The 21,934-nt window shown below is 46.3% G+C and carries 17 protein-coding genes; 14 read left to right on the top strand and 3 right to left on the bottom strand.

The features are described 5' to 3' along the window. Positions 1 to 233: 233 nt before the first annotated feature. The 3 genes from SGRA_RS13670 to SGRA_RS13660 are packed head-to-tail and all read left to right on the top strand — an operon-like array spanning position 234 to position 2,369. Positions 234 to 827 (top strand): leucine-rich repeat domain-containing protein, encoded by a 594-nt coding sequence (locus SGRA_RS13670; RefSeq protein WP_015693335.1) that lies wholly within the window; start codon positions 234 to 236, stop codon positions 825 to 827. Next, complete coding sequence (locus tag SGRA_RS13665) at positions 812 to 1,342, top strand: DinB family protein (protein ID WP_015693334.1); 531 nt, start codon at positions 812 to 814, stop codon at positions 1,340 to 1,342. The genes SGRA_RS13670 and SGRA_RS13665 overlap by 16 nt, the downstream gene beginning before the upstream one ends. Next, positions 1,335 to 2,369, top strand: coding sequence for a radical SAM/SPASM domain-containing protein (locus tag SGRA_RS13660; protein ID WP_015693333.1), 1,035 nt, complete (start codon positions 1,335 to 1,337; stop codon positions 2,367 to 2,369). The genes SGRA_RS13665 and SGRA_RS13660 overlap by 8 nt, the downstream gene beginning before the upstream one ends. A gap of 228 nt (positions 2,370 to 2,597) precedes the next feature. Here SGRA_RS13660 and SGRA_RS13655 read toward each other — a convergent pair whose 3' ends face one another. Together SGRA_RS13655 and SGRA_RS13650 are read right to left on the bottom strand one after the other, a co-directional pair. After that, complete coding sequence (locus SGRA_RS13655) at positions 2,598 to 4,397, bottom strand: acyl-CoA dehydrogenase family protein (RefSeq protein WP_015693332.1); 1,800 nt, start codon at positions 4,395 to 4,397, stop codon at positions 2,598 to 2,600. Positions 4,398 to 4,662: 265 nt separating this feature from the next. After that, a complete protein-coding gene (locus SGRA_RS13650; protein WP_015693331.1) occupies positions 4,663 to 5,421 on the bottom strand; it encodes a hypothetical protein in 759 nt (252 codons plus the stop codon). Positions 5,422 to 5,623: 202 nt separating this feature from the next. Between SGRA_RS13650 and SGRA_RS13645 the strand changes: the two genes are divergently transcribed. The 5 genes from SGRA_RS13645 (at position 5,624) to SGRA_RS13625 (ending at position 8,985) form a co-directional block, all read left to right on the top strand. Next, positions 5,624 to 6,304 (top strand): DNA alkylation repair protein, encoded by a 681-nt coding sequence (locus tag SGRA_RS13645; RefSeq protein WP_015693330.1) that lies wholly within the window; start codon positions 5,624 to 5,626, stop codon positions 6,302 to 6,304. After that, on the top strand, positions 6,297 to 6,752 hold the full coding sequence (locus SGRA_RS13640; protein WP_015693329.1) for a hypothetical protein: 456 nt from the start codon (positions 6,297 to 6,299) through the stop codon (positions 6,750 to 6,752). The genes SGRA_RS13645 and SGRA_RS13640 overlap by 8 nt, the downstream gene beginning before the upstream one ends. A gap of 13 nt (positions 6,753 to 6,765) precedes the next feature. Further along, the gene (locus SGRA_RS13635) at positions 6,766 to 7,401 is read left to right on the top strand and encodes an SCO family protein (protein ID WP_015693328.1); all 636 of its coding nucleotides are present in this window, start codon (positions 6,766 to 6,768) and stop codon (positions 7,399 to 7,401) included. Between the two features lie 7 nt (positions 7,402 to 7,408). Beyond that, positions 7,409 to 7,804, top strand: a complete 396-nt coding sequence (locus tag SGRA_RS13630) for a c-type cytochrome (protein ID WP_015693327.1) — start codon at positions 7,409 to 7,411, stop codon at positions 7,802 to 7,804. A gap of 185 nt (positions 7,805 to 7,989) precedes the next feature. Further along, complete coding sequence (locus SGRA_RS13625; RefSeq protein ID WP_015693326.1) at positions 7,990 to 8,985, top strand: DUF3137 domain-containing protein; 996 nt, start codon at positions 7,990 to 7,992, stop codon at positions 8,983 to 8,985. Between the two features lie 226 nt (positions 8,986 to 9,211). Here the strand turns inward: SGRA_RS13625 and SGRA_RS13620 are convergent, their stop codons facing one another. Then, a complete protein-coding gene (locus SGRA_RS13620; RefSeq protein ID WP_015693325.1) occupies positions 9,212 to 10,354 on the bottom strand; it encodes an OmpA family protein in 1,143 nt (380 codons plus the stop codon). Positions 10,355 to 10,639: 285 nt separating this feature from the next. Between SGRA_RS13620 and SGRA_RS13615 the strand changes: the two genes are divergently transcribed. The 6 genes from SGRA_RS13615 (at position 10,640) to SGRA_RS13585 (ending at position 21,886) form a co-directional block, all read left to right on the top strand. Next, positions 10,640 to 11,374: a L,D-transpeptidase family protein gene (locus tag SGRA_RS13615; RefSeq protein WP_015693324.1), complete on the top strand. Its 735-nt coding sequence runs from the start codon at positions 10,640 to 10,642 to the stop codon at positions 11,372 to 11,374. A gap of 92 nt (positions 11,375 to 11,466) precedes the next feature. Continuing rightward, positions 11,467 to 13,173, top strand: coding sequence for a S8 family peptidase (locus SGRA_RS13610; protein ID WP_015693323.1), 1,707 nt, complete (start codon positions 11,467 to 11,469; stop codon positions 13,171 to 13,173). 193 nt (positions 13,174 to 13,366) lie between these two features. Then, positions 13,367 to 14,020 carry a SanA/YdcF family protein gene (locus SGRA_RS13605; RefSeq protein WP_245538559.1) on the top strand — a complete coding sequence of 218 codons (654 nt, stop codon included), beginning with the start codon at positions 13,367 to 13,369 and terminating at the stop codon, positions 14,018 to 14,020. Between the two features lie 15 nt (positions 14,021 to 14,035). Continuing rightward, on the top strand, positions 14,036 to 14,809 hold the full coding sequence (gene tpiA, locus SGRA_RS13600; RefSeq protein WP_015693321.1) for a triose-phosphate isomerase: 774 nt from the start codon (positions 14,036 to 14,038) through the stop codon (positions 14,807 to 14,809). Positions 14,810 to 15,184: 375 nt separating this feature from the next. Continuing rightward, complete coding sequence (locus SGRA_RS13590; RefSeq protein WP_015693319.1) at positions 15,185 to 18,658, top strand: S8 family serine peptidase; 3,474 nt, start codon at positions 15,185 to 15,187, stop codon at positions 18,656 to 18,658. A 207-nt stretch (positions 18,659 to 18,865) separates the two neighbouring features. Continuing rightward, on the top strand, positions 18,866 to 21,886 hold the full coding sequence (locus SGRA_RS13585; protein WP_015693318.1) for a CHAT domain-containing protein: 3,021 nt from the start codon (positions 18,866 to 18,868) through the stop codon (positions 21,884 to 21,886). Positions 21,887 to 21,934 lie beyond the last annotated feature (48 nt).

Genomic DNA, 21,934 nt, shown 5'->3' with positions numbered 1-21,934 from the left:
AATGGCCCGACCCAAGGCCGAAGGCCGCAGGGGCAGCCCCAAAACAGCCTCCTAAAGGCAGAAAAAAGAGTAGTATTTTGGAGATGATGTAGCTGGGGAGGGGATATAGGCTGGCGAAAAGGGGAAGCATCTAGGGACTTAGCCGAAGAGAAGGTTTTAAAATCTTTAGAAAAGCAGTATTTTGAGGGTAGTTCAGTGCTTGAGCGGCTTTATTTTGACAAAAAACGATATTGATGAGGCGATTATATTTTTTGTTTTGCTTTCTTTTGTTTTGGCAGTTTGCGATGGGGCAAGCGCAGCCGCCATCTTGGGCTTGTCGGGATTTGGCAGGCTTAGCGGGAGAGCAATTTGACAGCTTGCGGGTTCTTTATTTATATGAAAAGGAGCTAGAAGACTGGCCCAAGGAGATGCGGCAGGCCAAGGGGTTGAGGCGGCTTTGGCTGAGGAAGATGAGTTATATGGACCTGCCGGTCATTTTGGAGCAATTGCAGTATCAGCCGCAGTTGGAGCAGCTCTTTTTGAGTGAGAACGAGCTGGCCTTTTTGCCGGCTAGCATTGCGAATTTGCAGGCCTTGCGCATTTTATATTTGGACCAAAACGAGCTTGACCAACTGCCTGAGGCATTGGGGCAATTGCAAGATTTGGAAGAACTGCATTTGGGGGATAATCAGTTGGAGCAGCTGCCTGCTTGGCTAGAAGACCTACCCAATTTGAAAAAACTTTATGTGCAGGGCAACCCTTTGAGTTTGGAGACCGATGAAAGTCGAGCAGCTTGGGAAGAACTATTTAAAGAAAAGAAAATTCATTGTCAATGGAACAAACAGTAGCACCTCCGGAAGCGGGAGAATTTGCGCCCTTTTATGCCAACTACATCAACTTGGTTCCGACTAGGCCGCTCTTGCCGCAATTTCAGTTGAACATGGACAAAACCCTTGAGCTATTGGGGCATTTGCCTTTAGAGGCGGGCAACTTTGCCTATGCAGAGGGCAAATGGAGCATAAAGGAATTGGTACAGCACTGCATAGATACCGAGCAAATTATGTTATATAGAGCCCTGCGTTTTGTTCGGAACGATGGGCAGGCCTTGGCGGGATTTGATGAAGACGCCTATGTTGCGGCCCTTAATTTGGAGCAGCGCAAGCTTTCCGATCTCTTAGTGGATTGGCAGAGTTTGCGACAATTTAGTCAGCGGTTTTTCCTACATCTTCGGGCAGAAGATTGGCTAAAGCGGGGAGTAGCTAGTGGCAAAACTTGTTCGGTTCGGGCCTTGGCCTACATCATCTTGGGTCATGAGAGTCATCATCGTAATATATTAGAAGAACGTTACCTTCCTTATGTCTAAACTAGCCAAATTGCAGGATGCCTGGAATTTGGGGCGTCGTATTGGGCCCAAACGGTTTTGGAATCTAGTCAAAGTCTACAGCTCCTATTATTATAGTCGTTTATTGGGGCGGCCCAAGCAATGGGGTTTGCCTTTTTCTATTGCCATAGAGCCGACCACGGCTTGCAACCTTCGTTGTCCGGAATGCCCTAGTGGATTGCGCAACTTTTCTAGGCCAACGGGCAACCTCAAGGCTGATTTTTTCAGGAGTTTGATGGACCAAATGGGGGGGCAGCTCTTTTACCTAACCTTTTACTTTCAGGGAGAGCCCTACATCAATCCCAACTTTTTGGAGATGGTCGCTTATGCCAAGCAAAAGGGCATTTATACGGCCACCTCTACCAATGCACATTTTTTGAATGAGGCCAATGCGAAGAAAACGGTAGAATCTGGTTTGGACCGTTTGATTATCTCTATAGATGGCAGTGATCAGGAGACCTACTCGGCCTATCGGAAGAGTGGGAAATTGGAGAATGTCTTGCAGGGGGCCAGGAATATGGTCAAGTGGCGCAAGAAACTGAAGAGCAAAACGCCCTATTTGATCTTTCAGTTTTTGGTAGTTCGGCCCAATGAGCATCAGATACCAGACATTTATCGTTTGGCGGAAGAGATAGGGGTCGATGAGGTTAAATTGAAGACCGCCCAGATCTATGATTACAAGCAGGGCAACCCCTTGATTCCCACACAAAATAAATATGCTCGTTATGCCAAGCAGGCGGATGGCAGTTATATCATTAAGAATGAGTTATTGAACCATTGTTGGAAGCTTTGGCACTCTTGTGTGATTAGTTGGGATGGGCGGGTATTGCCTTGTTGTTTTGACAAAGATGCGCAGCATGAGTTGGGGCAATTGCAGTCGGCAAGTTTTGAGGAAATTTGGTGGTCGGAGGCCTATCAGGAATTTAGAGAATTGCTATTTAGGGGGCGGGATCAGATAGACATTTGTCAGAACTGCACAGAGGGTTGTAAAGTTTGGGCGGAGGATTGATTTGGTGGAGCGCTTGAAGGCTTAGAGAACTGCAATCACTGTAGGTTGAAACCTACAGCAACAATGGTATTGCTACGCAATAATATATAGATGAGGGTTGAAACCCTCATGAAGTTGACTCGCCTAGGGTAAAACTTTATTCGGATACAGGACAGCCCCAAGGCCCAAACAAAAAAGGTCTACCTCTGAGGAGGCAGACCTTTTTGAATTTGATTGATATTCTGCTAATTAGAAGCAGTACTCATTAGCGTCGATAAAAGTTTTGGCTACTTCACGAGCTAGATTTTTGACATTATATTGTCCGCCTTTGCTAAAGCGTTTCACGCCATTGAGCATCATGCGGAGGGCATCGCCATCGGCGAAAGAGCAGAGTGCATCTTTGGCATTTTTGGCGGCGCGATCGAGGGCATCGTTAAGGAAAATCTTAAGCATTTTTTCGGGGTTGCTATTATCTTTTCCGAGTTCGGCTAATTTTTGGACCCGGAGAAGGAAAGACTCGGCCACGAAAGCGTCGATCATCAGGTCGGCGATATTCATGCAGATTTCCTGTTCATTTTTGAGGTCCAATTTGCCATCAAGTTGATATTTAGCGGCACCACCGGCCACCATAAGGGCCATTTTCTTGAGCTGCTTAACCGTTTTGATTTCTTGAGCGAGGGGGCCGTCTAGATTTTCGATTTTGGGCATGCTAGCCAACTCCTTTTGCACCTCCCAAGCGGGGCCAGTGATATCGATAGCGCCTTTCATAGCTCTACGCATCGTCATAGAGAAAGTGAGCAGGCGGTTAATTTCGTTGGTACCTTCAAAGATGCGGTTGATCCGAGCATCGCGGTAAGCGCGGGCAGCAGAATACTCTTCAGAGAAGCCATTTCCGCCATGGATTTGGACCGTTTCGTCTACTACATAATCGAGCATTTCGGAGCCAATCACCTTAAGCATAGCGCATTCTACGGCATATTCTTCGGCGGCGATTAGTTTGGCCTCGGCAAAAGTTTTGCCTGCTTCCATAAGGGCCTTAGCCTTTTGTTGGAGGAGCATAGAGCTACGGTAGAGCGCCGATTCTGCGGCATAAATCTGAGTAGCTTGTTGGGCCAGCTTATGTTGGATAGCCCCAAAATTGCTAATTGGCTGTTTAAATTGATGGCGTTCGTTAGCGTATTGCACGGCTAGGTCGGCATTGCGTTTAGCGGCGCCTAGGGTCATTACGCCCAACTTAAAGCGGCCCACATTGAGTACGTTAAAGGCGATTAGGTGGCCTTTTCCGATTTCTCCCAAAACGGCATCCTTAGACACCTTTACATTTTCGAAGAACACCTGGCGAGTAGAAGAACCTTTGATCCCGAGTTTATCTTCCTCGGCGCCAAGGCTAAGGCCTTCGGCTCCACGTTCTACCAAAAATCCAGTAAACTTATCGCCATCTACTTGAGCGAAGACGATAAATACATCGGCAAAACCGCCGTTAGTGATCCACATTTTTTGTCCGGTGATAAAGAAATGTTCTCCATCTTCAGAGCGGATTGCCTTTGTTTTAGCGGCTAGGGCATCGGAGCCAGAGCCGGGTTCGGTAAGGCAATAAGAGGCGGCCATTTGGCCAGAGCAAAGGCCGGGCAAGTACTTTTGTTTTTGTTCTTCGGTACCATAATAAAGGATGGGCAGCATACCGATACCCGTATGGGCGGCTACAGCTACAGAGAAAGAGCCCGAGCGGCCCACCTCTTCGGTAATAATGGTATTGGTATTATTATCCATGGGCATTCCGCCATATTCTTCGGGAATATGTGCGCTGAGAAGGCCCTGCTCCCCTGCTACAGCCAAAAGATCCTTAGCAATATTATTTTCTTGCTTTTCGATTTTGGCGTAATTGGGGTAGATATGCGTTTCGCAGAAATCCTTCACCATTTGGCGAATCATCTCCTGCTCCTCATTACTTTCTTCGGGGATATAAGTTTCTTTTGCTTGGCTATCGCGGACCAAATACTCCGCACCTTTTAGCACCTCTGTTTGTTTATTATCAACAAGTTCTGCCATGATTGTATGTTTTTATAGATTATACTTTCAGAATTACTATAGTTTAAGGGGTCTCCTTAAACCCAAAAGAAGAGATAGGGCCTTGGGCCTTATCTCTTCTTTAATGGGAAAGCGCCTATTGCTAGGGCTATCTTCACAACCCTAAAAATAGCATTTTGTTTGCATTTAAGCAAAAAAGCCGATAATAATTTTTATTTGCAGTCATTTAGGCCAATAAATAATCAACTAATTTGGTAAACATAGTTTTTTGGGGAGTAAAATCTGCTTAGCGTTTTTTAGGCTTTTTAAAATAGTCTTCAAAAATGGCGGTTTGGTAGGGTTGGCTACGGAGCAAAAAGGTTTTATAGCCTTCTACCTTAGGGATATGTTTTTTGACCACCTCTATACTAACCTTCTTCTTGGCGGGTTTGGCCATAAAACAAAGGGCATCTAGGTGGATATAGTAGTAGTCTACGGTATATTTTTTCTCTTCTCTTTTTGCTTGGTTTTGGAAATAGGGTAAAGAGTGTCCTTCAAAGCTGTTATAGTCCCTTTTCCAATAAAAAATTTCCTCATCTAGAGCCTCTAATTCTTCTAGATCTAATTTAATTTTGCCTAGGGTTTTTTTGGGCTTTTTTAAGAGCTGGCTCAATTTAACTTCTACAGGAAGTTTATACATTTGCCCATGTAAACTATCGCGGTTAATTTCTGTAATATGTTCTAGGGCGGTATAAACTGGCATATCGGGCAAATTGCTCATAAACTGATAATGCAACAGCCAGTAGCCATCTCGGTACTTATTCCCTAGGGCTACGGTATACAGCATCACACTATCTTGGCCAGAATTCACGTACCATGATTTTAGCTCGCCATTAGGGGCTTTATTCTTTTGCCGAAAAACACCTTGACGCAGATGAAAAAGGCGCTCTAAGTTGCCATCTAATTTTTTGTAATGTTCTTCTGAGAGGTAGGCCTCGGCTGGTTGTGCTAGCAGTGCTGTAGAAGAGAGGCTAAAGAGGAGCAACATCAAATAACTATTCTTCATAAAAATTAAGTTTAGGAGTGAAATGACGCTCTAGGGGGATTAGCAAAATGTTTTATTAGAAATTAAGGGTATTCCTCACTTTACTAAAATTAACTCAAAAATGGCTAAGTCTTAAATTTCCCAAAACAAAATTTCACTAAACCCACCTATATTAAAATTTTGTAAACTTTTGAAACAGACCGACAAAACAGTTCAGCGTTTAATGCTTGCCTTAGTTTCTTGTTTTCAGCAAGCGGCTATTAAAGAGAAGGCTGCGCCTATGTCTGCTTATATGCGGAATCAGTTTAGCTTTTTGGGCTTGCCTGCCCCTATTCGGAAAACGACCCAAAAAGTATTTTGGGCTAAAAGGCAGCTGCCTCAGGGACAAGATTTATTTGATTTTGTACAATTACTTTGGGCGCAGGATTATCGAGAGTTGCATTATCAGGCTATGGAGCTCTTAGAAAAGCCCTTGAAAAAAACAGAAAATGCAGAGCTGCTGCCCTTTTTACTCCAGCTCTTACAAGGCAATAGTTGGTGGGATAGCTGCGATTATATTGGTCCAAAACTCATTGGCTCCTATTTGCAACGTTTTCCAGCCCTTAAAACAGAGGTAAAAAACTGGGTTCAATCCGAAGACCTCTGGCTCCGAAGAACGGCCCTGCTCTTTCAGCTTCGCTATAAAGACAAAACAGATTGGCCCCTCTTGCAAGAATTTATTCTAGAACTAGCCCCCGAAACCGACTTTTTTATCCGAAAAGCAATCGGCTGGTCGCTCCGAGAGTACTCTAAAACCGATGGCCCAGCTGTTACTACTTTTATTCATACAAATGAAGCTAAACTCTCGGGTCTTTCTCGACGAGAAGGACTCAAATGGCTAAAAAATCAACAAAAAAATGGCTAAATTCCACGCTTTATTTCTTGGCTTGCTCCTACTTGCAGCCTGCCAAAATCCCGCCCCTGCCCCCAACAATCAAAGCGGCCTTTCTCCCCAATTAGATTCGCTCTATACGCTTGTCGTGGCCAAACACGATAGCATTATGCCCGAAATTGGGCAGCTAGAAGCCTATCAATTTAAGCTGCGTAAATTATCTGCCGCAGATAGCCTGCCCGCAGAACAAAAAAAGGCCGCTCTGCTCATTTTGGCCCAGCTCAAAAAAGGACATGAGGCCATGTTTGACTGGATGAATGCCTTTAAAAATCCTCACCTCAATGAGGACTTTTATGCCCAAAGCTCAGAAAAAGAACTTTGGAGCTATCTACAAACTGAAGAAGAAAAGATTGAAGAGGTCACAAGGCTAATGCAAAGCAGTATGCAAAACGCCAAAGGCTTCCTTGAAGAGATTAAATAAAGATTGTCCTACTATGAATACTAAATTTTTCATCTTTCTGCTCGCCATAGCAACCTTAGGCGCCTGTAGTTCTAGCCCACAAAAAAAACTACCCGTTTTGGGCCAGCCCGAAGTGACTGAAAAAACCGTTGATGGCAAAACCGTCTATGACTCTACAGAACATAAAATTCCAGATTTTAGCCTCTACAACCAAGAAGGCGAAAATATTACCCAGGCTACCGTAGAGGGCAAGGTCTATGTCGCCGATTTCTTCTTTACCTCCTGCCCCACGATCTGCCCAAAGGTGAAGGCCAATCTCAAAAAGGTGTACAAGGAATATAAAGACCGAGATGATTTCTTGCTCCTCTCCCACTCTATCGATGTCAAACACGATACTATTGGCCGCCTCGCTTGGTATGCCGATAAGTTTAATATTGACGCCAAAAGCTGGCATTTGCTCACGGGCAAACATGAGGATATCTATAAGCTCTCACCAGAATATCTCATTGCGGCCTTGGTCGATGAGGGCGCTCCCGGTGGTTTTGACCATAGCGGGGCCCTGGCCTTAGTCGATCGCCACCGCCGTATTCGGGGAATGTATGATGGTACAGATCCCGAAAAAATGGAGGACCTCATTAAAGATATTGCCATCCTTTTGGCCGAAAAATAAGCCGCTTATGCGTCCCATTTTCCTTTTATCCTTCCTGCTTTTGGGCCTTTTTGCCTGCGAGCAACCCAATGCCTACGGCGATGGCGCCATGCTCTACGAAAAACATTGCGCCAACTGCCATGGCGACCAAGGCGAAGGCCTAGAAGAACTGATTCCACCCCTCGCCCAAGCCGATGCCCTGATGCAGGCCGGTACGGCCGCCGCCTGCTGGGTCCGCTACGGCCTGCATGGCCCTATTCTCGTCAATGGACAAGAATTTGACAATGAAATGCCCGAAAATAAAGCCCTTAGCGCCGTAGAAATTACCAATGTGCTCAATTATGTGCGCAATTCTTGGGGCAATAAGGGGGAGTTTCTACAACTCGATCAGGTGCAAGAGCAACTTTTAAATTGCCAAAAGTAATTTTTTTGTATTTTGTTTTGGGGCCTCCGCAGCTTTGCTGCGGCGCTACGTTTCGGGGCTCGCTATTCGCTCGGCCCTTCGCCAGCAAGCTGGCTCGGTCTGGCCTACGGCCACCCCTACACATCGCTAGGCCAGGGCGGCTTCGCCGCCCTACTGGACCATTTTTTTGCTCTAATTCCCTCTTTATGTTTGACCTCAATGCGCATATCCAAGAAATTGAACAGCTGATTCCTAAGGCCGAAAAGCTGCGCAAACGCAAGCTGATCCCCTACTATTTGCTCAAATCCTTGGCCCTAATTCCCTTGGCCATCGCTTTGCTTTTTGCCTATATTGCTCTGAGCAATTTAGATAGCAAGGCAATTCCGATTCCTACTGGGGTGGCGGCCTTTATTTTTTTTATTGGGGCAATTGTGCTCTTTTCTAGAGCGGGCCGCAATCGTTTGGACCGCCTGAGGAGCGAGGTGAAAGAAGCGCTTTTGCTGCCGCTTTTGGGCCAGCATCCGCATTTTGAGTATCGGCCAAAAAATAGCTTAACCCTAGATGACTTGCGCAGAGCGGGCTTGTTTCAACCACCGCCCAATATCCTAAAAGGCGAAGACTTGTTTGTGGGCCAAATTGGTAAATTTCCCGTCGATTTTTCAGAAATAGAGGCCAAAAGGCGGACAGAAAACCGCAGTGGCAACAAGAAAAAGGTCAATATTTCTGTTGTGTTTAAGGGAATTTTTGGCCGTATTCGCCTGCCCAATAGCAGCCAAATTGGGTCCACCTTAGTGATTCCACAATTGATCAAAAACTCCCAAAATTCTAAATGGTTTTCTTGGGTAAATGATGCACTTTCGCTGCTTCAGATTAAGCAAAAGCATATTGAAATTGAGGGCCTACCCGAATTTTCGGAGCGTTATGCCGTTTATGGCGACAGCCCTGAGGGCAGCCGCAAGCTATTGCGTTTGGACTTACAGCAGGTTTTGCTCGATATTGCGGCTCGTTGGGAGCGGCCTGTTTATTTTGCTTTTGTGGACCAGACAGCATATTTGGGCCTATCTCATAAGGGCAAGCGGTTTGAGTTATCTGTTCGTCAGCCATTGAGTGCAGAAACAGTACGGCAAGAGGCCAAAGTTTTTTTACAAGAGTTTCAGGAAATTGAACATTATATGGAGTTATTGGCCCAGCAACTCTCTTAGCTCCTCGGCCAGGCCTTATTTGGCCCAGCGCTGCGCAGCCGTGGCCCGAAGGGCCAGACCCAAGCCGCCGCAGGCGGCTGCAGGGCCGAGCAGACCTGCGAGCGGCGAAGCATAGCGGCGGCCGAGCTAGCCGAAGGCTAGCCGGCCGCGGGCCCCAAAAAAGAATAAAGAAAGCCCCCAGCAGCAGCAGCTACTGAGGGCTATTTTTTTGAATCTGGACCATTACTTAATTTGGACCATCTTGTTCGCCACAAATAATTTCGGCTTCTACTCGGCGATTAACGGCCCCGCCATTTTCGTGATGCGGCAAAGGTTGAGAGCCACCATGATGTAGGGTAATAATTCTTTTGCGATCCACCCCTTTTTGGATTAAGGCTCTTTTGACGGCCAAAACTCGTTCCTTAGAAAGGATGAGATTATTGTAGGCATCGCCAAAAATATCGGTATGTCCGTGCAAAACCACCTTAGCAGAAGGATATCGTTCTAGATAATTTTGGACAATACCCAAGGTTTTCATGGCCTGTACCCGTCTAGAAAAGCGGGCTTTATCGTCGTGGAAATAGACATTTTTGAGGATCACCCGTTTTTGGCATTCTAGATCTTCTACCGTATTGAGCATATTGGGCATATAATCTACGGGCTGCATTGCCGATTGAATGGGCATATTGGGGCGTTCGCCTAGGTTTTCGGCTTTGGGGATGAGTTCTTCGGACTCATAGACCTTAGACTTTGCGTAGCTAAAGGCTGTATAGAAATTATCCAGCTTCGTTTTCATTTCTTGTTGGCTGCCTAGGGTGGGGCTAGTGGCCGACTTTAGCATGAGGTCACTCACCTCGAAATACGTTCTAAAATTGGCATCTTGTGGTCCGCCAGTGAGGTTAACCACCTTAACGAAATAGGGTAAATTTTCTACATGCAACTCACAGCTAAGGACATCGCCTTTTTGGGGCATAATAGGAAAGCGTTGTTCGGCTCCTAGCTCGGCTAATTGCAATTCATTATTGAGGCGAATATTTTTAACCGTGGCCAATTTGCGCAAAGCCTCTTGTTGGCTACCTGGCCGTTTGGGGGTTTCTAGAGCCCAGGCATAAGGGAGGTCGTGACCGACAAACTCCAGCATATCGTTATGGGTAGAAATATAAATACAATGCAAGACGACCTTTTTGGCGCCATATTCTACCTTAGAGATAATAAAGTTTTTGTTTTTTTCACGATATCGGGGGAGGTAATCCACATGAGAGAAATGATCATCAATGAGGGGACGATAATCCTCTGCTGGGCCTTGGGGGCTAGCCCAAGCAGTAGTCGTATTGGGCCAAAAACCCAAGAGGAGACTGCAAACTAGGAAAAGGGGGAAAAATGATTTCATTTTCAAATGTTTGTATGTCGAACTCATAAAAAAGAGCGTTTATCAGCTAGCAGGACGTTTATAAAGCGATATTATTTTGTTTAGCGACCAAAACTTGCAAAAAAAGACTACTTCTGTAGAGTTCTATTGAGGCGGACAAATAGAACGGGAGACAAAGATAAGCTATTCCCTTTGCATCTCCAACAAATTGGTTAACAAGCCGTTCCGAATTAACATTTGTAGAAAAACGATGGATGTTTATCTTTATTTATTAGTGACTTGTCTGCTGCTTTAAATAAAACTTTTATGTTGCATTACTTTTCAACAACCACCAATTTGTTGGCCAAATTCCATATTTGCCATTTATCTTTTCCATTCATTTTTTTCTTCTTGCTTTCTTGCCAGTCTAATTTGGCGAAAATAGAGGCCAGAGGAAGCTTAACCAAACAGCTAGAAAAAGAGGGCTTGCATTTAGGGGATCCGGTCTTGATTCGGATCTTCAAAGCGGAGCGGCGGCTAGAATTATGGATGCAAAAAGAGAAGGGGGCTCACTACATTTTAGTACAAAATTATCCTATCTGCAATTATGGAAAAAAGGGCTTGGGGCCAAAATTCAAGGAGGGCGATGGTCGGGCGCCAGAGGGCATTTATGAGGTCCAAAAATCGCAGCTCAACCCCAAGAGCAAATATCATTTAGCCTTCAATTTGGGGTATCCGAATGCCTATGATCGGGCCCATCGGCGGACGGGTTCTTATTTAATGGTACATGGCGACTGTGTTTCTATTGGTTGTTATGCCATGACCGATGCGGCGATTGAGGAAATTTATGGGGCGGTAGCGGCGGCTTTATCTGCGGGACAATCCTCGGTGCAGGTTCATTGTTATCCCTTTGCCTTAGCGCCAGCTGCTTTAGAAAAGCATAAAGATAGCCCCTACTTTGATTTTTGGTCCAATTTGGCCGATGCTTATCAGTTGTTTGAAGAGCAAAAACAGCCTTTAGTTTGGGAGGTACAGCAAAAGCGCTATGTTTTTCTGCCTTAAACTTAGGGGGCAGCCCACTTTTTAGTTTTTGGCTACGTATTTTAAGCAATGGCTAAAAATTTTACAGACCTTATTTTAAACCAACTTGTTCTATGCGCATCATCTACCTGCTTTTTTTCTCTGCTTTACCGACCTTATTTTGGGCCCAAAAGATTTCGCCCATTATTGATCTGGAGCAAAAGTCTTTAATTGATTGTTTTTTATTGTTGGAGCAGCAGGCTGAGTTTCCGAACTTGCCCAAAAAAGACAAATTGGCCAAGGGCCGCTATGTCTTTGCCCAACTCCAAAAAGCGCAGGCTGCACAGGAGCCTATTTTGGCCCAATTAAAGGATTTAGAGCTTCAGCATCAGTCTTTTTTAGTGGTCAATGCAATAAGAGTTTGGGCCAAAGCAAGCGATTTGGAACAGTTGGCCCAACGAGCCGATATTGCCCGCATTCTTCCCAATCCCAATATGCAGGCAAGTTTTCCAGTAGCTCATGGCAGCAAAAGCTATAGCAATTGGGGCATCGAGCAGGTACGGGCGCAGCTTCTCTGGGCCTTGGGCTTTAAGGGCGCTGAGGTAGTGCTAGCTGGCCAAGATACAGGCTACGATTGGGAGCATCCAGCCATCAATAGCCAATATAGAGGAACCGCCCAAAATGACCATAATTATAACTGGCATGATGCCATTCATGAGGCCAGCCCCTTGCACAATACTTCAGATAATCCCTGTGGCTTTGATGCCCAAGCGCCCTGCGACGACCATGCTCACGGTACCCATACCATGGGGACCATGGCGGGCCTTGCCCCCAACGAAACGATTGGTCTTGCCCCAGAGTCTCAATGGATTGGCTGCCGAAATATGGACCGAGGCTGGGGGAGCCCCGCCAGCTATTTGGAGTGCTTTGAGTGGTTTTTGGCCCCTACAAACCTTAGCGGTAGCGATGCAGACCCTAGCAAAGCCCCCGATGTGATCAATAATTCTTGGGGCTGCCCCCCCGTAGAAGGCTGCCATCCCGATAACTTTGCCCTGCTTCGCCAAGCGGTAATTAACCTAAAAGCAGCCGGTATTATGGTGGTGGTTTCGGCTGGAAATGAGGGCCCTAGCTGCGGCAGTATTCAAAATCCAGCCGCTATTTTTGGAGAATCTTTTGTGGTAGCTGCCAGTAATATAGATGACCAAATTGCAGGCTTTAGTAGTCGCGGGCCATCGCTGACCCCAAGCAACGACAAGCCCAAGCCCGATATTGCCGCCCCCGGGGTCAATATCCGCTCTTCGGTCCTCAATGAAGGCTACAGCAGCTCTTCGGGAACCAGTATGGCGGGCCCTCATGTGGCTGCGGCCGTGGCCCTTTTGCTCTCTGCCGCCCCCGAGCTCAAGGGAGATGTGGAGCGCATAGAAGAAATTTTGCGGCAGTCGGCCTTGCCCTTGCCTGGCGAAGATTGTGGAGGCTTGGCCCAGGATGCCCATCCCAATTTTACTGCAGGTTGGGGCCGCCTAGACCTTTGGCGGGCGCTGGCCTTGGTCCGTCCCAATTTAGTCTACCCCATCATGGAAGATAATGCCTACAAATTGAGTATCTTGCCCAACCCTAGCCAAGGAAAACTCATTGTTTTATTGCCTGATAGCTATGATGAAATAGAATATCGCCTATTCAATTTATTGGGCCAAGAGGTCGCCCGAGGCAATGCGCCACTTTTGGGCCGCAGCTTGCCACTAGATTTTTCGGCCATTCCCCAAGGGAGTTATTTGCTCAATCTTTGGCCCAAAGGACGAAAAAGCGAGCAGTTTTCGGCAAAGTTGATTCTGCAGCATTAGGGGCCTCCGCAGCAAAGCTGCGGCGCTATGTTTCGGGGCTCGCAAGTCTGCTCGGCCCTGCGCCGCCTGCGGCGGCTGGGTCTGGCCTACGGCCCCCCCTGCACAGCGCTAGGCCATTTTTGGCCTTCGGCCAAGGCGGCTTTGCCGCCTCCCCATTTCCCAAGCCCCTATTTGAACCACCAATTTACCAACTATGAGAATATTAAAGCATTGGAAAAAAATGGCCTATTTGGCTTTAGCGCTTTCTGCTACGGCTCTTATTTTACTCCTTTCGGTCAATTATGCTATGTTGAGCTGGGCCAAAGGGCAATCTTACCAAGATGTGGAGCAGATTGAGGCCCGAGAAGTGGCCCTAGTTTTGGGCACCTCTCGCTCGGTCGATGGCCGCTATGAAAACCCTTTTTTTAGTTTGCGCATGAAAGCCGCTGCCGAGCTTTATCATGCGGGCAAGGTCAAGCATTTTTTAGTGAGTGGCGACAACAGTAACCACAATTATAATGAGCCCAGAGATATGCGCGACAAACTCATTAAGTTGGGGGTGCCCGCCTCGGCCATTACGATGGATTTTGCGGGTTTGCGGACCTTAGACTCGGTGGTGCGGGCCAAAAAGATTTTTCAGCAGCAAAAGATTACTATTATTTCCCAGGGCTTTCATAACCCTCGGGCTTTATGGATTGCTAGCGCCTGTGGCATAGATGCCATTGCCTATGATGCTGACTTTCCGAAATGGTCCAATAAAAAAGTGATTTACAGAGAATATTTGGCCCGTTTGGGGGCTTGGGTAGATTTATATATCTTGGGAACTGCGCCCAAGTATTTGGGAGAAAAAATAGATATTCAAGTTTAAAACCGCCCATAAAAAATGAAAGCTAAGTCATTAGTGGTAGCCAACTGGAAGATGAATAAATCTTATGTTCCGGGGATCATGTTACTCAATCAGATTATTTCGACCCTAGATCCTTTGCCCGAGGGCAAAGAAATGGTGATTTGTCCGCCCTACATTCATTTGCAGACGGCCCAGACCTTGGCCAAAGATCGTTTTGATGTATATATTGGGGCACAGAACTGCCATGTTCAGAAAGAGGGCGCCTATACGGGAGAGATTTCGGCGCCTATGTTGGCTGATTTAGGTATAAAGTATGTGATTTTGGGCCATTCTGAGCGAAGAAGAGACTTTGCGGAAGATGGCAAAATGCTAACGGAGAAGGTCAAGCAAGCTTTGCGTCAGGGCTTGCAGCCAATTTATTGTTTTGGAGAGCCTTGGCCGGTTCGGAAGGAGGGCCAAGCCCAAGCATTTGTAGAGCAGCAATTGCAGGAAGTTTTGGGACAGCTAGATGCCCAGCAGATGGAGCGGATTGTTTTGGCCTATGAGCCGATTTGGGCCATTGGCACGGGGCAGACGGCTAGTCCGGCAGAGGCCGAAGAAATGCACGCTTTTATTCGGGCTTATTTGGCCAAACAATTTTCTGAGGACTTGGCCCAGAAAACGACTATTTTGTATGGTGGAAGTTGCAAGCCCAGCAATGCGGCAGCTCTTTTTGCCCAGCCCAACATCAATGGGGCTTTGGTGGGCGGTGCCTCTTTGGATGCCGAAGACTTTTTGGCCATTGTAGAAGCTGGACGCAAGGAACTATAATTAGTGTGACTACTTTTTAGCTTGAAGCCCTTGGCAATTACTTGCCAAGGGCTTTTTTCTTTGGTCCATTTTGCATCTAGAGGCGGCGAAGCCGCTGGCTGAGGGATGGATAGCAGTGGCCGAAGGCCAGACCCAGCCGCCACAGGCGGCGCAGGGCCGAGCAGACCTGCGAGCTGCGGCACAGCCCGACCCGGCCAAAGGCCGGGGCAGCCCCAAAACCTCATCAGATAGAAAATAAAATAATAGTAGCAATAGCTTATAAATAGGCATTGACTTACGTTAAAGTAAATAAATTGCGCTAAACTACTAATCCTGCCCTATTTTTGTGACTGCGACTTTTGCATTTAGCAAATCAACCCTAAACTAACTGAAACTATGTTGAAATCCCCTTACCCTTTTATCCTTCTCTTTATGTTCTTGCCTTTTTTTGGGCAAGCACAAATTAGCGCTACAGACTCTCTAGAGCTAGTAGAATTTGCTCAAAAATTTGGTGGCTTAGATGCACAAAACGTACCTATAGCCAACAGTTGGAACTCTCCGACTAATTTGGCGAGCACAGAAGTTTGGACGCCTAGCAACCCCGCCTCTAATTGGTATGGGGTAGATACAGATGCTGCGGGGAATGTCATTCGGATTGATTTGAGTGGATTGCCTTTATCTATGCCCCTAACGAGCTATAGTTTGGCTGATTTTTTCTTTTTGGAAGAAATTTACTTAGACAGTTGTGGGTTGTTGGGTTCTTTTCCTACTGCTATGTTTCAGGGAGGGCAGCAAGCGCTCCGAGTAGTTGACATTAGTAATAATATGTTATCCTATGATAGCAGTTTTTATAGTGTCAATTTTTCGGGGCAATCGGGATTGGAAGAGCTCTACTGCCATAATACCTTTGTTACGCCTAGCGCTTTATTTTCCTTTTATCCAGCTGCTTCTCAGAACCTTAAAATACTTGATATTAGTGGAAACGGCTTTGAGGGGCAGCTAGATATGGCATCGGCAATGAGTAGTTTAGAGGTATTGAAGGCCAAGGACAATGCCTTTACAGGCATTATCAACACCTCCAATGCGACCGCTTTAGATTTGCTTGACATTAGTAATAATGCGATGACCACAAGCGCTCATATTGAGGAGCTGCTAGAAAACTGTCCTTTGAGTCGTTTGGAGGCCAGTTCTGCGATGAATGTGGCGCTGGGAACCACTTATCCTTTTCCGGACCCAACGCCCAACTTTGTGCCTTACGACCTTCATTTGGACCTTTCGCACAACAACTTTGATGGCACGGCCAATTTGGATAAGCTGATTGACCAAGCGACTGCGATATACATCAACCTTTCGCATAATGAGTTGGATAGTGTTTATCCTTTGCAGAATGGCGTTAATCACTTGGAGTATCTAGATTTGTCTCATAATACTATTCTTTGTCGTTTGGACAACAACTTCTTGGATAAGTATCGAGAAATTGAGGAGTTGCGCTTAAATAACAACTTTTTTTATGGGCAGCTCAGTAGTTTTCCGGATAATACCGCTGAATTTATGGAGGTGTTGGACCTTTCTGGCAATCCTGGGCTCTTTGGTATTTTTCCCCTAGAAGATTTTCTAACCGCCCAGGACTTAAACGCCCCTTTACAGACCTTAGATATTTCTAATTGTAACTTTAGAAAGCTACAGTCCACCTCTGGCAATGCTCGTAACTTTAGCAACTTGAAGCGCATTGGTATAGATGGCAACCGCTTTCATTTTGATGACTTCTTTACCTTAGTTCGGGCGGTAAATGCCCCACAGTTTACGGTATACAACAACCTTCCTGCGGGAACTACGGGCCCAGTGAGTCATTATATTCCGCCTTATTGGAATAGTGGAGCTGGCGCGGGTCTTCCTTTTGATACCTTAGCTGCTTTTACCTATGGAGTGGGTATTGATAGTGCTGGAGTGGGCGGTGTTCGTCGGAGAGGCATTGGCAAATATGTCTCTTTGCCCACCAATGTAGGCTTTGATCCCGATTTGGTGAATACGGTTCGTTGGTTTAGAATGAAGGGCGTCACTGTAGAAAGCCTAGGCGGCTTAGCCTCTGATGGCACGCCACAGGGTTTTGATAATACCATTTTCCCCGTTACGGCCACAGATACAGGCTTTTTGGCTGGGCCAGATATTGATCATCCCAATATTTTGAGAGTGGGACCACTGGATTCGGCAGCGCATTCTGTCTGGAAATACTTTGCCGAGGTGCGTCATGATTCTTTTCCGCTCAAGAGCTTTGTTAGCCGGCCCAAACGCCTAATTGTGGGCAACTGTTTTGATAGCTTGGGCGCTCCTATTAACTGCCAGCAAATGCTGGTACAATTTCAAGATACGGTTTCGGCAGAAACAAAACTGGCCCTTAGAGAAGAGCTAGGCGTTAGCCTGATTGATTCTTGTGTTTGTGGTTCTATTGAGCTTTGGGAAATTAGCGATACTTCTAATCAGGCCTTGGTGGAAAATGTAGGACTCGGAACAAGAAATACAGCAAGTACAACTAGAGGACAAGCAGAGCTCCTCAGCGCCGACCCCAATTACCAACTCCTCGGCCCAGGCGGTAATGGCAGTGCTGCGGCCCCGAACTTTGCCCCCAGCCACCCCAACAATAATCCTGTTCTAATTGGGATGATTGATGCAGGTATTGACTATAACAATAGTAGCCTACAAGAACGCATCTGGGTCAATACAGAAGATAATGATAACAATGGCATCGATGATGATGGCGATTGTGAAATAGATAATGGCTGGGGTTGGAACTACCTAGACCGCAACGGCAATGTTTATGACGACCACGGACATGGAACCGCTGTAGCCTCTGTTTTAGGTGGTTTTTCTAGCCCCAATATCCTCCCCAATAGCAGCAGCAATGATGATATTGCCATTGTGCCTTATAAGTATACCGATGGAACAGGAGCAGGCTCTGTGTTTGAAGCCGCTTGTGCCCTTCGCCAAGCCAGCGATTATGCCGATGTTCTTCCGTCTGGCGATACCGCCCGCATCCGCGTGGTCAATGCAAGCTGGGGCTATTATGGAGAACCTTGTATTTTGCTAGAAAACACGATTAAATATGCAGGCAGTAAGGAGCATTTGCTTCTGGTCACTTCTGCTGGAAACGATGGCTATAATACAGCTAATCAAAAGCACTGGCCCTCTAATTCGCCTTGGCAGGAGGACCCTCAGGAGAGCTTTAACGACAATGTTTTGGCCGTGGCTTCTCTAAACCCCAACAACCCCGATTTCTTGGCCAGCTACTCCAATTATGGCGCTATGCACATTGATTTGGCTGCCGATGGGCAGCTAGATGCCTTTGTTCCTGGCCAAACGACTATGCAAAGCCAGTCAGGGACCTCTTTTGCCGCTCCTCAGGTAGCACGTGCAGCCGCCCAACTTTTTGATGAGTTTCCCGATGCTTCGGCTTGTGCAGTACGCAATGCCCTCTTGTTGGCCGCCACAAAATTACAATCGGATGATAGCCTAAAACTTAGCTCTGGAGGTCGTCTGCATTACCAAGATGCTCGCCAAATTCTGTACAACACCATTGATCGTCAAACTTGCTCAGACAACTATGTTTTGAGCCAAGAGCGCATCTATGATTCTGCCCAGGAAGAGGAGCGCCTGCTCTGGCTTTCTCCTAACCCTAGCCAAGGCCAAATTCGCTTGCAAAGCCTAAATGGTCCACTCAGGCTTCGCATTCTGAGCCTAGACGGCAAAGTTTGGCAGCAACTAGAGCTTCAAACTAGCCAAACCCTAGACCTCTCGGCCTTGCCCGCTGGCATGTACCTGATCGAATCTCGTCAAAATGATCGCCTACAGGTTCAAAAATGGATCAAGCAGTAGGTTTTTCTATTTACTTTTTGGGGCCTCCGCCTCGCTGCGCTCGTCGGCGCTATGTTTCGGGGCTCGCAGGTCTGCTCGGCCCTTCGCCGCCTTTGGCGGCTCGGTCTGGCCCTGCGGGCCACCCCTACACAGCGCTAGGCCGCTCAACGGCAGAGCAAAATCTAAGCTTCTTGCTTCGGCCCCACCCCCCCAAAAACTCCCCTAACTATGCTAAAAAAAAGCCTTTACCTCCTCCCCTTTCTCTTGCCCAATCTTCTGCTGGCCCAAACCGCCGAAGAGTATTTAGAACAGGCCCAATCAGCAGAAAGCCCAGCCGCAGCCCAGGCCCTTTACCAACAAGCGGCCCAAAAATTTAAGGCCCAAGGACAAGCCGATCAATATCTACAAGCCCAAGCCGAATGGATTAAGGGCCAAATGAATGATTTAGGCTATGCCAATAGCCGAAAATTGCTAGAAAATGCCATTAAAGAAGGCCAAAAAATGCTGGGTATGCAAGGTCAAGGTATGGCCCTACTTCATAAGTACCTAGGCTATACCTACTACTATGAAGATAACCTGATTGATGCCACTCCCGCCCTAGAAACAGCCCTGGCACTAAGAGAAAAAGCTAACCCCAATGATCCCGAACTCTTTCGAGATTATTACAACCTAGGCGTAGTCTATAGTAGAACAGCTCGCTATCAAAGAAGCAATGAAAAGCTCAAACAGGGCTTAATACTAGCGGAAAGACAAAATACAGCCAAAGAAATTACCTTTCGGATCAAAGTTGAGCTAGCCAGTACCTTTAGCCAACTTTTACAGTATAAACAGGCGCTACAGTTATTCCATAGTATGGAGCCCCAACTAAGCAAATTAGAAAATAATGCCGCTAATCAACAACTTAAGGCCTATTTCTACCTAACAAAGGCCAATACAATTCAGGCTGTTGCAATAAAAATAGATGACTTTACAGATGCACTTTATGCAGAGAAAAAAGCACTGCAATTCTATACAGCAAACCAAGATGCCCCCAATATATTGTACAGCACACTCAACCTTGCAGAACGATACCAAAATATATACATCTATAATAATGACAAAAAACAGCTAGAGAAAAGTATTCAAATTCTTAGTCAGGTTGATAAAAAGGAGCTAAACAAAAGTCAGCTGATTAACTACTTCCGTTCTGCAGTTTTAATTAGTGGCCATACTCAAAATAGTGCTTTTCAGGCCAAGGCATTAGAACAAGATATTGCTGAGCTCATGAAAGAAGCAGAGCTTACTGCATTTGATAAATGTAATTTATTTATCCTCCTTGCAGAATTGGCTACTGCTCAAAAAAAATGGACTAACACCCAAGAACTGCTAGACAAGGCAGGCCGTGCACTCTTAAAAGAAGAGGCCAAAGTAGGAGAAAACATTTCAAAAAACTGGGTCGATCATGTCATCAACCTTGATTTACTTTCTGCTGTTGTGGCCCGAAAAATACGCTTCTACCAGGAGCAATACACCCAAGAAAAAGACAAAGCCCTTTTGCTAAAAAGCTTGGCCCTTATGGAGGTCTATGATGCTGTAGTGGATGAAGTCCGCAAACAGGTTGATGAATCTGGAGGGCAAATGGCTTGGTCTACGTTCTTAGTATCCGATTACAGCTATGCGCTCAATGCCTGCTATATTTTGGGCCAAGAAGACCCTAAATACCTAGAAAAGGCTTTTTACTACTCAGAGCGGGCCAAAAGCTTTTTACTCTTACAGTCTTTTCAGGCAGCAAAAGCCAGACAAGAAGCGGGCTTGCCTCAGCAACTGCTGGATAAAGAGGAGGGCTTCCGCCAAAAAATCACTACTCTCAAGCAGGATATTTTTCAGTATAAAGAGGCGGGACGCAGTAAGGAGCAAGCCGCCCAAAATTTGGAAAAAGAATTATTGGCCCAAGAAACCGCCTTTAGTCACTTTCAAAAAGAGTTGCAAGAAGATTATCCGGCCTACTATCAAATGCAGTATGAGTTGCCTATCCGCGACCTAAAGAGCTGCCAAGCGGCCTTGGCCCAAAACCAAGGACTGCTAGAGTTTTTTGTTGGCGAAGAATATACTTATAGCTTTGGTATCCAAAAGGACCAAATCCAGCTAAAACGCCATAAAATTAGCCGAAATGGGCTAAAGAAACGCATCAAAAGCTACCGCAATAGCATTTATGGGCATTATTTGGGCCTAGGCAAAAAAACAGAGGAGAGCTACAAAGAAGATGCAAAGGCTTTTTATGAGCAAGGTTTGGCTTTTTATCAGGACCTTATTGCGCCCCTAGGCGAACTGCCCGAACGGCTCATTATTGTGCCCGCTGGCGCTTTGGCTACTTTGCCCTTTGAGCCGATGATTACCGCTGAAGTAGATCAACCCACAAATTATCAGACGCACCCTTATTTGGTCCAGAAGCACGCCATTAGCTACAACTACTCGGCTACGCTTTGGCAAGAAATGAAAGAACGCAAAGGCGCTAAGGCTAAAAAAGAACTTTTGGCTTTTGCCCCTGAGTTTGGGCAGGGAGCAGCTTCTTTTGTGCGGGGTCGGCGCTTTGCGCTTTCTCCACTTACTTATAATAAAAGAGAGGTGGAACGGGTCCGTGAAATTTGGGGCGCAGGCGATATTTTTATGGGCCAAGCAGCAACTGAAGATAAGTTTAAGGCCTTGGGTGAAGACTATAAAATTATTCACTTTGCCACCCATGGCATGGCCAACGACCAAGATCCAGATTTCTCGCTTTTGGCCTTTACCGAAATTTCCGATAGCATAGAAAATGAGTTTTTGTATGTGAGCGATATTTATAATATGCAGCTCAAAGCCGATTTGGTGGTCCTTTCTGCCTGCGAAACAGCTTTGGGAGAGCTCAATGAAGGCGAGGGCAGTATTTCTTTGGCTCGGAGTTTTTCTTATGCTGGAGCCAAAAGTATTTTCACCACTCTTTGGTCGGTAAATGACCAAGCCACCTCGGCTTTGGTAGAAAACTTTTACTACAACCTCAAGCAGGGCATGCCCAAAGACCAAGCCCTACAAAAAGCCAAAACCATGTTTTTGGCAGCGGGCAATCATGAGACCTCGCATCCTTTTTTGTGGTCGCCTTATATTTTGATTGGCGATAGCCAGCCCATGAACAGCCCTTCTTCGCTTTGGGCTTATGGCCTAGGCGCTGCGGGAGTTCTTTTGTTGGGCGGCGGTTTTCTTTGGATAAAAAGAAGAAGAAAGCAGGAAGCCTAAGTTGGTCCAGAAAGGCGCGAAGCGCCTTGGCCTAGCGATGTGAAAGGG

Origin of the sequence: Saprospira grandis str. Lewin (genome assembly GCF_000250635.1) — a bacterium.
Classification (GTDB): Bacteria; Bacteroidota; Bacteroidia; order Chitinophagales; family Saprospiraceae; genus Saprospira; species Saprospira grandis.
Note: the sequence above shows the minus strand (reverse complement) of the source record. Positions and strands in the feature narration are given on the sequence as shown.